This is a genomic window from Methylobacillus rhizosphaerae, assembly GCF_900187985.1.
Taxonomy (GTDB): Bacteria; Pseudomonadota; Gammaproteobacteria; order Burkholderiales; family Methylophilaceae; genus Methylobacillus; species Methylobacillus rhizosphaerae.
Window position 1 is genome coordinate 127,697 of record NZ_FZOA01000007.1, and the last position, 13,896, is coordinate 141,592.

Consider the following 13,896-nt stretch of genomic DNA (forward strand, 5'->3'; position numbering starts at 1 on the left):
GCCATGATTGCAATACCGGAAAAATCCTTTACCTACAGCATTCCATGGAAATCGGATAACCATCACTTGGGCGATCATCCGGGTAATCAGCGCGGTATCGGGTTTGAATACCGAGGCAATGTGCCCCTGGTGGATTATCCTGATACCCGGCGCATGGATATCAGTCGCAGTTTGCGTGATCCGTTCGAACAAATACAGGTGCGCCTGTTCAACCAGGAAAGTCCGACCCCGGTATATATCCTCTGCGATATGTCCAGCTCCATGCAGTTCAAGGGACAAATCCGGAAGCTGGATCTGGCTGTAGAGATTGCGGCGTCCATTGGTAGTGCTGTAGCACATGCAGGCGATGTTTACAGCTTTATTGGATATCACGAGAAGGTACTTGCAGAGACTTTGCTGCCGATGGGTAATCGCCTATCCGAGCTGCTGGCGCAGTTGTGTCAGGTGGCGGCATGTGAGGATATGGGACGCAATAGCGCTGGCGTGCTGGACGTGCCGCAATATCTGGGGCAGAAAAAAAGCCTGGTGTTCTGGCTGTCTGATTTTCATATGCCCCTGGAGCATGTGGACCAGACGTTGACAGCCATGTCTGCACACCAGGTCATTCCCGTTGTGCTCTGGGATGAACATGAAGTCAGCAGGCTGCCCAGGCTGGGGTTCAGCAACATGATAGATCCCGAGACCGGCGTCAGTCGCAATATGTTCTTCACCTCAGCCTTGCGGCAGCGCATTGAGGAGATGTATGCAGAGCGCCAACACACCTTGCAGCAGCTGTTTCTCAAGTTCGATAGTCCTGCACTCTATATCACGGATGACTATCACCCGGACCTGATGACCAATTATTTTGAACAGTATTTGAGCTTATGAAAAATATCATTCCACTGATGGGTTTCCTGATGGCCTTGCTGCTTACGCCGCACGCCATGGCAGGAGCCGATACGATGCCTGAGGTGACAGTCACCGATCCTGCCCGTAGTTATGGTGTGCAGATTGGCGATGTGTTGTCGCGGCACTTGAGTTTCACTTTGCCTGCCAACAGCCAACTTGCCAAGGACAGCTTGCCTGCCAAAGGCAGCAGGCAGGATGGCATAGAGTTGGTCAGTGTTCAGATGCAGCAGGATGGCAAGCAGGGCTATGTGCTGCAATTGCAGTACCAGGTATTTGCTACCCATAGCACCCCTGTTGCCATGCAGCTGCCGGAGTTGAGCCTGAAATACCAGGCAGCCGATGGACAGGAGCATGTGCTGGCTATACCCGCATGGAAATTCTGGTTTGCACCTCTGGTCAGTAGTAATGCCGCCCGGCTGGGCAAGGCCGCGGTGAATATGCAGAACCAGTTCCGCCCACCACTGGTGGATATGCGTGAGATGCGCTATTGGTTGCTGGTATTTGCCGGCCTGGTTGTAGCTGGTGCGCTGGCCTTGCTCTATATCAATGCAGACCGCAAGTGGCTACCGTTCATGGGAGGCGCGTTTGCCGAGGCGCATCGCCGGATCAAGCGTCTCAAGCCATCATCACCGCAAGCCGTGCAGGAGGCGTTCTATCACTTGCATACTGCGTTCAATACCTGGCACGGCAATAATTGTTTCGCGCAGGATATTGACAGTTTTGTACAGAAAAACCCGCGTTTTGGCAGGTCACGTGCAGCCATCGACCGTTTTTTCGCCAGTTCGAATGAGCACCTGTTTTTAGAACAGGGACAGGATACGGCAGAAACCATCAAGGAGTTGAAGCAGATCAGCAAGCAACTCCGGCATTGTGAGCGAGGCGTAGCGTGAGTTTTCAATATCCCTGGCTGCTTGTGCTGCTGCCTTTGTGTTTTATCCCTTTCTGGCTCAAGGGACGGCAGGGCACCTTATATTCCTGGATCGCGATGTTGCCGCAGGACCGTATTTCTCGCCTGATGGATAATGGCCTGAAAGTACTCATGACTGCTTTGCTGTTGTCCATCCTGTTGGCATTGGCGCATCCTCATGGCCCGGAGAAAGTGGTGCAACGCGTTGGCAAGGGCGCGCAGATTGCACTGGTGATTGATCGCAGCGTGAGTATGGATCATCCTTTTGCCGGAGATGTGTCTTCCGGCAGTGCGGGGGAAATCAAATCCACTGCTGCGCGACGCCTGATTACCAAGTTCATTGATTCGCGTCCTGATGACATGATGGGGGTAGTGGGGTTTTCCAACTCTGCGCTCTACAGTGTCAAGATCACCAACAACCGTGCCGCGATTCACGCTGCCATCAATGCTGCTACCAGCCCGTCCCTCAACCAGACCAATATCGGTTCCGGCTTGACCAAGGGTATTACGCTGTTTGACAACATCGACAGCACTGGCTCGCGCGCCATTATCCTGTTGTCCGATGGTGCGGGAAAGTTGAGCCCCAGGGTTAAGGCGACTTTGCAGGCGACCTTGAAGAAAAATCACCTGGCTCTGTACTGGATTGTGCTGCGCCAGCCGGATGATGTGAGCATTTTCTCCAAGAACGAGTATGACGAAGACCGTGTGCCGACTGCAATTGCGCTGGATCGATACTTCAAGTCACTGAATATTCCGTACCAGGCATATGAGGCGGACAACCCCGATACCCTGCAATCTGCAATCCAAGACATCGGCAAGCGGGAAAACAAGCCTATCCGTTACCCGATCACTATTCCCGGACGCAACTTCTCGCAGGATTTCGCGGTACTGGCACTGGTACTGGGATGTTTGATATTGCTGCTCAAGAATCTGAGGATTTATTCATGGAAAAACAACTGAAAATCAAGAACGCCATCGCGAGCCTGGTGCTGGTTACCGGGCTGGTGGGAGCTGGCATCACCCTGCACCAGATACGACAGGCAGAACAGGTCAACCACGCTTTGCGCACCGGTGGCGAGGTGAGCAGTGAGGAAACATATGCCTTGCAGCGCAAGTTTGCCGAGGCATACTTCCAGGGGGCTGCCAAGAACTACAAGCATGCCGTGCAGAATTACGGGCAGCTGCTGGAAAATCTGGAGAAAAAAGGCGATGTAGACCCTGAGTTGCGTGCGAAGATTTTCTACAACATTGGAAACAACCTGTTCCGCTCTGGTTTGATCCGTATGGTGAACTCTGATGGCAGCCTGCAGGATGATGCCAAATATGCCTATGCACAGGCCGTGGTAGCCTATGAGCAGGCATTGAAACAGAATCCTGCGCAATCCGAAGCCAAGTTCAACCTCAGCCTGCTGCATGCCGTGATTCCTGCCAATATGCAGATCGGTAAACGTGAGCAGACCGGGATGGAGCTGAGCAACCTGCCGATAGGATTGCCATGAAGCCAGCATTGATTCTTCGCCGTATCGTGGCATGGAGTCGGCAGCATTACGAAAACGTGCTGATCGTGCTGGCCTTGCTGTTGTTGCTGGCTTCCCTGATCAAGCCGCAAATACTCCTGAAGCAGGAAGTGCATAATTTCCTGTTGCTGGCTGACGTGTCGCAGAGCATGAATGCGTTGGATTCCAAGCTGAACAACAAGGAAGTCAGCCGCATGGAGTTCACCCGCCATCTCATGAAGCGTGTGGTGGAAAACTCCAAATGTGGCACTTATATCAGTGTTGGGGCATATGCGGCACAAAACGTGGCCTTGCTGCTCATGCCGCTGGAAGTGTGCGCGAATTATGATGAAATCATCGATACCATCGCGCAGCTGGAATGGCGTATGGCGTGGAGCGGCAACAGTCGCATCACCTTCGGGGTCAAGTCTGCAGAAGCTACACTGGACTACCTGGACACACCAGCCAAAATGCTGTTTTTTACGGATGGTGATGAAGCGCCCAAGGCCAATGGTATCAACAGGCTGGATCTCAGTGATGTGCGTGTTGGTCCTCGATTGGTGTTTGTCGGTGTTGGAGGCAAGGAAGCAGTAGGTGTGCCACGCTACAATTCCAACAACAAATGGGTGGGTTATTGGAGTATGGAGTCCAAGGATGAAGAGGGCGGTGGTGGTGGTAACTACGCTGATGCCAGTAAAGATGACCCTGATCCTGTGGTTGCATCTGCCGAGTGGGACCGCTACTTATCCATGCTGGACGAAGAGCACCTGACCAACCTGGCAGGGGAGATCAAGGCGCAGTATGTGGAAGGTGCGGACAATCAGGAGTTCCTGGACTTTGTGCAGAAGCAGAAGCCGGCAGCCAAGATAGTGACGATTTACTCTCTGACCTGGCTTTATTACAGCCTGGCTTTTCTCTGCATACTGGGTATTTACCTGCCCAACTTGCGAGTGGGAAAGAACCGCATGAAATTCAGTTAACGTAGTGATCATTATGGGGCTGATGCGCTCCGGTGCAGGATGTACTGACAGTTATCATGCACATTCCAGGCAAACCTCCATTGTTATGGGGGTTTGCTTTTTTTATATGGAGCAGCCTTGGAATGAATGTAAGGTTTTGTAAATCATATAGGCTGGGAGAGGGAGGTAGCTGGCAGTGTCAAAATATCCCGTAGCTGCGGAGATTTTTTATAAGTTGTTGATTTATATTTTCTTAAATGTATGTGATGTTGTTTTCCTGGATGCGGCTGGGAGCTAGGTGAGGAATATCTCCTGCATGAACAGATCGCAAGGTGTAGGGATGTGTAAATTAGTTTGCAGCGAGTGATTGGGGAAAATAACATGATGGTCAGGAAAACAGTCTGCTAGCTTGTTTACTATATATAGACTGGTTTCATTTCTTAAATTTATGTTCTTGAAATTCCTATGTCCAGTTCATTATTGAAGACTTTGCGCCCCTGGTTAATCCTGTTTGTCATTTTGGCCGCAGTTGCCTACAGCCTATGGAAATACCTGCCATTGACACCTTCCGGTACTCAAGGTCCTCCGGGGATGCAGCAAGGTATGCCAGCAGGTGGTCCGGGTGCTGGGGCGCAACGACCATCCGGTGGGCCACCTGGTGGTGGGCGAAGAGGCATGTTTGGAGAGAGCATGCTGGTCAATGTGGGAGAAGTGACAGAGTCACCGCTTTCCGTACAACTGGAGGCGGTAGGAACCGTAACCTCGCTCAATACTGTCAATGTAACAGCGCGTGTGGATGGTCAACTGAGCAGGATATTGTTCACCGAGGGGCAGGAAGTCAAGCAAGGCGACATATTGGCAGAAATCGACCCTCGTCCTTATGAGGCTGCGTTCAAGCAGGCTGAAGGTACCGTGAGTCAATATCGCGCACAACTCAAAAACGCAGAAATTGACCTGGCACGCTACCAGGAATTGCGTGATGAGGACTCTATCGCCATTCAGACATTGGATACACAGGCAGCGTTGGTACGCCAGTATCAGGGCAATCTGGATAATGCACTGGGTCAGCTGGATGCTGCCAAGCTCAACCTCGAGTTTACCAAGGTTCGTGCACCTATCAGTGGTCGTGTCGGCTTACGCCAGGTAGACGTTGGCAACCAGGTGACTGCCAATGCCACTACCCCGATCACGGTGTTGACACAGACACGGCCTATCAGCGTGGTATTCAGTTTGCCGGAACAGCAACTTTCCACCGTGCGCCAGCAGCTCAAGCGCAATCCGGGAAAACTGGTAGTAGAGGCGCTGGATCGTCAACGCCAGGTGCGGCTTGCCACAGGTAAGGTGGCCAGTATCGATAACCAGATTGATACCACTACCGGTACTTTCAAGCTGCGGGCGCAGTTTGATAATGCGGATGATGGACTCTACCCGAATCAATTCGTTAATGTGAAACTGCACGCAGCGGAAATGGGCAATGCCTTGCTGATTCCGAGCGGTGCATTGCAACGTGATGACCAGGGGACTTATGTCTACACCATCAATGCAGAGAAAGTGGTTGCCAAGCAACGTGTGACTGTCGGCATCAGCCAGGCGGAACAGGTGGAGATTCGCGAAGGCCTGAATGCTAACCAGCGTATCGTGATTGACGGCGTGGACAGGTTGTCGGATGGTAGGGTGGTCCGCGTTGCCGGTGAGGATGATGTTGTGCCTGCTGCTGGCAGTCAGGTACCACGCAGGCCTGGCACTCGTAATGAAGGGCAGTCAGGGCAAAACAGAGGTCCGCGTTCATGAATCCCTCCCGGATCTTTATTGAAAGGCCGGTAGCCACTACTCTCTTGATGTTTGCCCTGTTGATTTCAGGGATACTGGCTTATCGCATGCTGCCAGTGGCATCGCTGCCGGAAGTGGAATATCCGACTATCCAGGTCAAGACACTGTATCCTGGCGCCAGCCCTGAGGTGATCAACTCCATGATTACAGCACCGCTGGAAAGTCAGCTGGGCAGGATCGCAGGGTTGGATGAAATGTCCTCTAGTAGTGCAGGCGGTGCCTCGGTGGTGACCTTGCGCTTCGGCCTGGATACCAGTCTGGGCATTGCTGAACAGGGTGTGCAGGCTGCCATTAATACAGCTTCTAACCTGCTGCCCAGTGATTTGCCCAGCCAACCTGTTTATAGCAAAGTGAACCCGGCTGATGTTCCCATCCTGACCCTGGCGGTCACCTCTACTTCCCTAACCCTGCCCAAGGTTCAGGACCTGGTGGATACGCGCCTGGCGCAGAAGATTTCCCAGATTTCCGGCGTCGGCATGGTCAGTCTCAGTGGCGGGCAGCGGCCTGCCGTACGCGTCAGTGCCAATTCCACAGCACTTGCCTCCTATGGCATGAGTATGGAAACCATACGTAGCGTGATTTCCAGCAATAACCTGAATGGTTCCAAGGGAAGCTTCAATGGCGCTAAGCGTTCCACCACCATCGATGCCAACGACCAGATGCGCAGTGCGGATGAATACAGCAACCTGATCCTGAGTTATCAGAATGGTGCCCCGGTTCGCCTCAAGGATGTCGCCAAGGCTTATGATGGCGCAGAAAATGAATTCCTGGCTGCATGGGCGGATGACAGTCCGGCCGTCATTGTCAATATCCAGCGTCAGCCAGGTGCCAATGTAATTGACGTGGTTGAGCGTATACGCGCCATGTTGCCTGACCTGAAGGAAAGCCTGCCGGAGAATGTGCAGGTATCCATACTCAGCGATCGTAGCCAGACCATACAGGCGTCTGTCAAGGATACCCAGTTTGAGTTACTGCTTGCCGTGTCCCTGGTGGTGCTTGTCACCTTCCTGTTCCTGCAGGATGGCCGCGCGACCCTGATTCCTTCCATTGCTGTCCCCCTGTCCTTGATTGGTACTTTTGGTGTCATGTATCTGGCCGGGTTTTCCATCAATAACCTGACGTTGATGGCATTAACCATTGCCACCGGTTTCGTGATCGATGACGCCATTGTCATGCTGGAAAACATCGAGCGCTATATTGAACAGGGTGATCATTCTCTGCAGGCAGCACTGAAGGGCTCCAAGCAGATTAGTTTTACCATTATCTCACTGACGATTTCACTGGTGGCTGTGCTGATTCCGTTGCTGTTCATGAGTGATATTGCCGGACGCCTATTCCGCGAGTTTGCGTTGACCCTGTCCATTGCCATTCTGGTATCCATGCTGATTTCGCTGACCCTGACACCCATGCTGTGCGCACTATGGTTGAAGCATGTGCCGCAAGGAGAAAAGGGCAGGTTTGCACAAGCTGGCGCTCGTATGATGGATGGTCTGATTGGGCGTTACGGACAGGCCTTGAAATGGGTGCTTAGACATCAGGCGCTGACGTTGATGATTGCAATCATTACCCTGCTGATCACGGTATGGTTCTACCTGTTCCTACCCAAGGGATTCTTCCCTTCCCAGGATACCGGACTGATCCAGGGGGTGAGTGAAGCACCGCAATCTGTGTCGTTTGCCGCCATGTCGAAAAAACAGGAGGCGCTGGCCAGAATCATCAAACGTGACCCGGCGGTGGAAAGTGTATCCTCCTATATCGGGGTGGATGGTACCAATGAGGCCCTTAATACCGGGCGGCTGTTGATTAACCTGAAGCCGCACGCGGAGCGTGATGTGACTGCGAATGAGGTGATTGTCCGCTTGAAGCAGGCGACAGCTCATATCCATGATTTCAAGCTATATCTGCAACCAGTCCAGGATCTGACAATAGAAGACAGGACCAGCCGTACCCAATACCGCTTCCTGTTGACCGATCCGGAAATTGAGGTGCTGAAATCTTCCATGCCCCGTGTGCTGGAAAAACTGCGCCAATTACCGCAAATTATAGATGTGGCAAGCGATTTGCAGGATCAGGGCTTGCAGACTTATCTGGTGATAGACCGGGATAATGCCACGCGCTTGGGTGTGACGGTTTCCAATATCAATGCGGTGCTCTATAACGCATTTGGCCAGCGCCTGATTTCCACTATCTACACCCAGGCCAGCCAGTATCGCGTTGTCCTGGAAGTGCCGCCAAATTACCGTAGCGGTCCGGAAGCCCTGTCAAACTTGTATGTGCCGGGAAGCAGTGTCGATAGCAGTGGCAATACGGTATCCACACAGATTCCCCTGACTTCGCTGGTCCGGGTGGAAGAGCGCAATACACTGCTGACGATCAATCATATTGATCAGTTCCCGGCAGCAACTGTCTCGTTCAACCTTGCCGATAAAGTGGCACTGGGAGATGCGGTTGATGCGATTCGCGCTGCGGTGGCGGAACTTGAATTGCCAGGTAGTGTACAGACCCGTTTCCAGGGGGCTGCCCTGGCATTTGAGGCATCACTGTCCAATACCCTGTACCTGGTACTGGCAGCGTTGCTTTGCATGTATATCGTGCTGGGTATTCTTTATGAGAGTTTCATCCATCCGATCACTATCCTGTCCACCTTGCCATCGGCAACTGTCGGAGCCATGTTTGCGCTCTGGATTTATGGCCATGAAATAGGCATGGTGGCCATTATCGGCATCATTCTCCTGATCGGTATTGTCAAAAAGAATGCCATTATGATGATCGATTTTGCGTTGGCTGCCGAGCGTGAGCAGGGGCTGAAGCCGGTGGATGCCATTTACCAGGCTTGCCTGTTGCGTTTCCGCCCTATCCTCATGACGACCATGGCTGCGCTGTTTGGTGCCTTGCCTCTGATGTTTGCAAGTGGGGCCGGAGCCGAATTGCGCCAGCCACTGGGTATCACCATGGTGGGAGGGCTGCTGCTTTCACAATTGCTGACCATTTTCACCACCCCGGTGATCTACCTGATGTTTGATCGCCTGGCGAATTATCGTGCCAAGGCAGGAAAACCTGGCAGCAAGACAGACGGAGAGCTGGCGTGATGCAGGCAGGAGAAATGGCATGAAGCGCTCCCTGTCCTGGTCGCAGCTCAAGGATAATGAACGAGGGCTATCCTCGCTGTTCATCCTGAGGCCTGTCATGACCTGGCTGTTGTCCCTGGCCATGCTATGTGCCGGCTGGTTGGCATTCGGCTTGCTGCCGGTGGCGCCGCTGCCGCAAGTGGATTTCCCTACCATACAGGTAAGTGCCTCACTAGCGGGGGCGAGCCCGGAAACCATGGCCTCTTCCGTTGCTACTCCTCTTGAGCGCAGCCTGGGGCGTATCTCCGGGATCAGCGAGATGACGTCCTCGAGTTCGCAGGGCAGTACATCGATCACCTTGCAGTTTGATCTTGGTAAAGATATTGATGTTGCTGCACGAGAAGTGCAGGCGGCAATCAATGCTGCAGCCAGTATGCTGCCCAGCGGCATGCCCAGCCGTCCCAGCTATCGCAAGCTGAATCCTTCGGATATGCCTAGCCTGGTGTTCACCATGACCTCCAAGAGCAAGAGCATGGGGGAACTGTATGACCTGGCATCCAATATGGTGTCGCGCAAGATCTCACAGGTGAAGGGTGTGAGTCAGGTGACAGTGGCGGGAAGTGCCTTGCCGGCAGTCCGCGTGGATATCAATCCGGATGCGTTGGTACAGCAAGGGCTTGCCCTGGATGATGTGCGTACTGTGATCAGTGCTGCCAATGGCAATGGACCCAAGGGATATCTGCAGAATGACGAGTACAGTTGGCAGATAGATGTAAATGACAGGCTGTTGCGGGCCAAGGATTACCGTTCCCTCATTATTGCCAATAATAATGGGGCAGTGACCCGGCTCAGCGATGTTGCCAATGTATACGACTCGGTGGAAGACATCCGCAACGTAGGATTCCATAATAACCAGCGTGCCATCCTCTTGATGGTGAGCCGTGAATCTGGTGCCAATATCATTGACATGATAGAACGTATCCGGCTCGAGCTGCCCAGCATCCAGAGCAGCCTGGGTGACGAGATCAATCTGACAGTGGTGGAGGACAGAAGTCCCAATATCCGTGGTTCGCTGCATGAGGCCGAATTGACACTGGTGATAGCAGTGGCGCTGGTGATTCTTGTTGTCTTCATGTTCCTTCGAAATGGCCGGGCCACCCTGATTCCCGCACTTGCGGTGCCAGTATCGCTGGTGGCTACATTCGCTGTCATGGAATTATGCGGATATTCGTTGAACAACCTGACCCTGATGGCATTGATTATCTGCACGGGCTTCGTGGTGGATGATGCCATTGTGGTGGTTGAGCATATCAGCAAGCGGATCGAGCAAGGTGAGCCTCCCTTGAAGGCCGCACTGCGCGGTGCCAAGGAAGTTGGATTTACCGTGGTCTCCATGAGTATTTCACTGGTGGCTGTCTTTATTCCGCTGTTGTTCATGGGCGATATTACGGGCCGCCTGTTCCGTGAGTTTGCCGTAACCTTGTCGGTCGCTATTCTGATTTCGTTGTTTGTCTCCCTGACATTGACTCCCATGCTCTGTGCCTACCTGCTGAAGCGCAAGGATGCAGCGGCAGTGGAGGGTCATGGCGGGAAAGAAACGGGTCGGGGATTTTTCCAGCGTGTACAGCATGGATACGGCAGGAGCCTGGGTTGGGTGCTGGATCATTCGGGCCTGATGCTGGTGGTCTTGTTGTTTACCGTTGCGATCAATGTTTACCTGTATATCGCCATTCCCAAAGGCATGTTCCCGGATCAGGATACTGGACGTTTATTCGGTAATGCCCGGGCCGATCAGGGAGTATCGTTTACTGAGTTGCAGAAAAAGCTGGAAGCTTTCCGCAGTATATTGCTGACAGACCCGGCCGTAGATCAGGTGATGGGCATGTCGGGAGGCGGCCGGGGGGCAGGAGCTTCCGGCAACTCCGGTAATTTCATCATTATTCTCAAGGATATTCGTCAGCGCGAATCCGCGGGTACCATTATTGACCGTTTGCGGCCCAAGCTGGCGCAAGTGCCTGGAGCATCCATTTTTCTTGTCAATATGCAGGATCTGCGCATTGGAGGCCGTTCCAGCGATTCCAGTTATCAGATGACCTTGAAAAGCGATGATGTCAAGGATTTGCGTACCTGGGAAACCAAAGTGCTGGATACCTTGCAAAATATGCCGGAGATTATCGATGTCAGTGGTGGCGGTCGTAGTCGTTCTGTACAGGTTTATCTCAATATAGACCGCGATGCCGCCCGGCGCCTGGGTGTCGACGTGGACATGGTGATTGCGTTGCTGAATAACTCTTATGCGCAACGTCAGATTTCCACTATTTATCAGGAACAAAATCAGTACCGGGTGGTGATGGGAGTTGCCGATCAGTATATGCAGAGTCCGGACATACTTTCCAGCTTGTATGTGGTGACTACCGGCGGCGCACGTGTGCCTTTATCCAACCTTGTGACGTTGGGTTACAACTCAGCTCCGGCCACAGTGCATCATGAAGGACAATTTGCTTCCATTACCTATTCATTCAATCTGCCTGTAGGCGGTAATCTTGAGAATGCCAAGCAGCAGATCAGGAATGCACTGGCAACACTCAAAATGCCGCTCAATGTGCAGGCTACGTTCTCCGGAACGGCCAGCGCACAAAGCAAGGTGTTGCAACAGATGCCATGGTTGATCCTGGCTGCGTTGGTCGCGGTGTATATCGTATTGGGCATGCTATATGAAAGCTATGTCCATCCGCTTACCATCCTGTCCACTTTGCCATCGGCTGGGGTGGGTGCCTTGCTGGCACTGATCCTGTTTGATACGCCGCTGACACTGATTGCCTTGATCGGCATTATTTTGCTGATCGGGATTGTGAAGAAAAATGCCATTCTCATGATTGATTTTGCCTTGATTGCTGAGCGCGAGCAGGGGTTGAAGCCGCGGGAGGCCATCATGGAGGCATGCCATCAACGCTTACGCCCTATCCTTATGACCACCATGGCTGCCTTGCTGGGCGCCTTGCCATTGATATTTGGCACTGATGGTGATGCGCCCCTGCGCAGGCCCCTGGGTATCGCAATCGTTGGTGGATTGCTGCTCAGCCAGTTATTGACGCTTTATACCACCCCGGTGATTTATCTTTATCTTGACCGTTTGCGCTTGTGGGTTCTCAACCGGCGTAAACCTCAAGGCGTAATGTTGGAGAAAATGGAATGAGTACCTCTGTCAGGCTCGGTGTCATCAGCTTGTCGATCCTGCTGTCTGCATGCATGGTGGGGCCGGACTATCATCGACCGGAATTAACCACGCCTGTTGCATTCAAGCATGTGGAAGGATGGAGTTTTGCCACTCCTGCGGATGAGGATACCAAGGGCGAGTGGTGGCGACGTTATCATGACGTTGAGTTAAACCAGTTGGTGGAAAAGCTCAACCAGGGCAACCAGACCGTTGCGCAATACGAAGCACAGTATCGCCAGGCATTTGCCCTCGCCCAGAGTTCGCGCGGTGCCTTGTGGCCGCAATTGACCACGAGTGCCGGCAAGACACGGGCAGGGCAGGGAACAGGCAGCTCGACTTCCAGCCAGGCAGTACAGACCAGTGGTATCCGCACTACTTACACTGCGACCTTGAACGCTAGTTGGGAGCTGGATATCTGGGGGCGATTGCGTCGCACCCTTGAAGCCAACCAGGCCAGTGCTGATGCCAGCGCCGCAACGTTGGCGGCCATGCGTCTCAGTATGCAGTCCGAGTTGGTGCAGAATTATCTGCAGATTCGCGTCATGGATCAGCAAAAGCGCCTGCTCAGCGAAACAGTGGATACCTACAAGCGGGTGATACAGCTGACAGAAAGCCAGTACAAGCGCGGGATTGTGGCCAGCGCCGATGTGGCTGCTGCCACTACACAATTGAAAAATGCCGAGGCTGAACTGGTAGACCTGGTATGGCAACGTGCCCAGCTGGAGAATGCGATTGCGGTGTTGATAGGTGAAGCACCAGCCAACTTCAGCCTGGCAGAAACCGAAGCAGTGCCACAATTGCCGGAAATTCCTGTTTCTGTGCCCAGCCAATTGCTTGAGCGGAGGCCGGATGTCGCGGCAGCAGAGCGCTCGGTCATGTCTGCCAATGCTAGTATCGGTGTGGCCAAGGCAGCGTACTATCCAAGCTTGTCACTGTCAGCCAGTGGTGGCTACAGAAGCAGTACTTTCAATGACTGGATTACCATGCCGAACCGGTACTGGTCCGTAGGTCCCCAACTGGCGATGACCCTGTTTGATGGATTCCAGACCAAATACGGTGTGAAGCAATCAGAAGCGAGCTATGACGCTTCAGTGGCCTCATATCGCCAGACCGTGCTGACCGCATTCCGCGAAGTAGAGGATTATCTGGTGGCATTGCACACACTGGGAGATGAGTCCGTGTTGCGTGAACAGGCACTGGCAGCCGCCAAGCAGTCGCTCAAGCAATATACCAATCAATACCGTGTTGGCCTGATTGGCTTCCTGGATGTCGTGACAGCCCAGACTACAGCATTGAGTGCTGAACGTACCTTGTTGACATTGCAGCAAAGCCGTCTGATCAACAGTGTCCAACTGATCGCAGCACTTGGCGGCGGTTGGGAAGGGCTGTCGGTACAGGATTAGTACGGGGTGTTCTGCCTCCGGCAGGCTGTGCTGTACCTGGATGATGCCCGGCCTGCTAATAACTGATAGCTGACATCAGGATTGACAGTTCTGACAACGTTATCAGGCATAGACTGACAGACGAAACC

General features: G+C 53.1%; 9 protein-coding genes. All 9 read left to right on the forward strand.

The window, feature by feature from the left end:
- The first annotated feature begins 3 nt into the window (after positions 1 to 3).
- The 9 genes from CHB59_RS09330 to CHB59_RS09370 all read left to right on the forward strand — a co-directional run bounded on the left by CHB59_RS09330 (position 4) and on the right by CHB59_RS09370 (position 13,768).
- Positions 4 to 867, forward strand: coding sequence for a DUF58 domain-containing protein (locus tag CHB59_RS09330; RefSeq protein WP_089375968.1), 864 nt, complete (start codon positions 4 to 6; stop codon positions 865 to 867).
- Positions 864 to 1,778: a hypothetical protein gene (locus tag CHB59_RS09335; RefSeq protein WP_089375969.1), complete on the forward strand. Its 915-nt coding sequence runs from the start codon at positions 864 to 866 to the stop codon at positions 1,776 to 1,778. Before CHB59_RS09330 ends, CHB59_RS09335 begins: the two co-directional genes overlap by 4 nt.
- Positions 1,775 to 2,755, forward strand: a complete 981-nt coding sequence (locus CHB59_RS09340) for a vWA domain-containing protein (protein ID WP_089375970.1) — start codon at positions 1,775 to 1,777, stop codon at positions 2,753 to 2,755. The genes CHB59_RS09335 and CHB59_RS09340 overlap by 4 nt, the downstream gene beginning before the upstream one ends.
- Entirely contained in the window at positions 2,740 to 3,294 is a 555-nt protein-coding gene (locus CHB59_RS09345) for a hypothetical protein (protein ID WP_089375971.1), read from the forward strand. The genes CHB59_RS09340 and CHB59_RS09345 overlap by 16 nt, the downstream gene beginning before the upstream one ends.
- Complete coding sequence (locus CHB59_RS09350; RefSeq protein ID WP_089375972.1) at positions 3,291 to 4,271, forward strand: vWA domain-containing protein; 981 nt, start codon at positions 3,291 to 3,293, stop codon at positions 4,269 to 4,271. Before CHB59_RS09345 ends, CHB59_RS09350 begins: the two co-directional genes overlap by 4 nt.
- Positions 4,272 to 4,715: 444 nt before the next feature.
- A complete protein-coding gene (locus CHB59_RS09355) occupies positions 4,716 to 6,041 on the forward strand; it encodes an MdtA/MuxA family multidrug efflux RND transporter periplasmic adaptor subunit (protein WP_089375973.1) in 1,326 nt (441 codons plus the stop codon).
- A complete protein-coding gene (locus tag CHB59_RS09360) occupies positions 6,038 to 9,169 on the forward strand; it encodes an MdtB/MuxB family multidrug efflux RND transporter permease subunit (RefSeq protein ID WP_089375974.1) in 3,132 nt (1,043 codons plus the stop codon). The genes CHB59_RS09355 and CHB59_RS09360 overlap by 4 nt, the downstream gene beginning before the upstream one ends.
- Positions 9,170 to 9,188: 19 nt before the next feature.
- On the forward strand, positions 9,189 to 12,344 hold the full coding sequence (locus CHB59_RS09365; RefSeq protein ID WP_089375975.1) for a multidrug efflux RND transporter permease subunit: 3,156 nt from the start codon (positions 9,189 to 9,191) through the stop codon (positions 12,342 to 12,344).
- Positions 12,341 to 13,768, forward strand: coding sequence for an efflux transporter outer membrane subunit (locus tag CHB59_RS09370; protein WP_089375976.1), 1,428 nt, complete (start codon positions 12,341 to 12,343; stop codon positions 13,766 to 13,768). The genes CHB59_RS09365 and CHB59_RS09370 overlap by 4 nt, the downstream gene beginning before the upstream one ends.
- The last annotated feature ends 128 nt before the right edge of the window (positions 13,769 to 13,896 follow it).

Coding starts and splice junctions, on each gene's coding strand:
- CHB59_RS09355 (WP_089375973.1), top strand. CDS start 4,716: ATGTCCAGTTCATTATTGAAGACTTTGCGCCCCTGGTTAATCCTGTTT.
- CHB59_RS09330 (WP_089375968.1), top strand. CDS start 4: ATGATTGCAATACCGGAAAAATCCTTTACCTACAGCATTCCATGGAAA.
- CHB59_RS09350 (WP_089375972.1), top strand. CDS start 3,291: ATGAAGCCAGCATTGATTCTTCGCCGTATCGTGGCATGGAGTCGGCAG.
- CHB59_RS09365 (WP_089375975.1), top strand. CDS start 9,189: ATGAAGCGCTCCCTGTCCTGGTCGCAGCTCAAGGATAATGAACGAGGG.
- CHB59_RS09360 (WP_089375974.1), top strand. CDS start 6,038: ATGAATCCCTCCCGGATCTTTATTGAAAGGCCGGTAGCCACTACTCTC.
- CHB59_RS09345 (WP_089375971.1), top strand. CDS start 2,740: ATGGAAAAACAACTGAAAATCAAGAACGCCATCGCGAGCCTGGTGCTG.
- CHB59_RS09370 (WP_089375976.1), top strand. CDS start 12,341: ATGAGTACCTCTGTCAGGCTCGGTGTCATCAGCTTGTCGATCCTGCTG.
- CHB59_RS09335 (WP_089375969.1), top strand. CDS start 864: ATGAAAAATATCATTCCACTGATGGGTTTCCTGATGGCCTTGCTGCTT.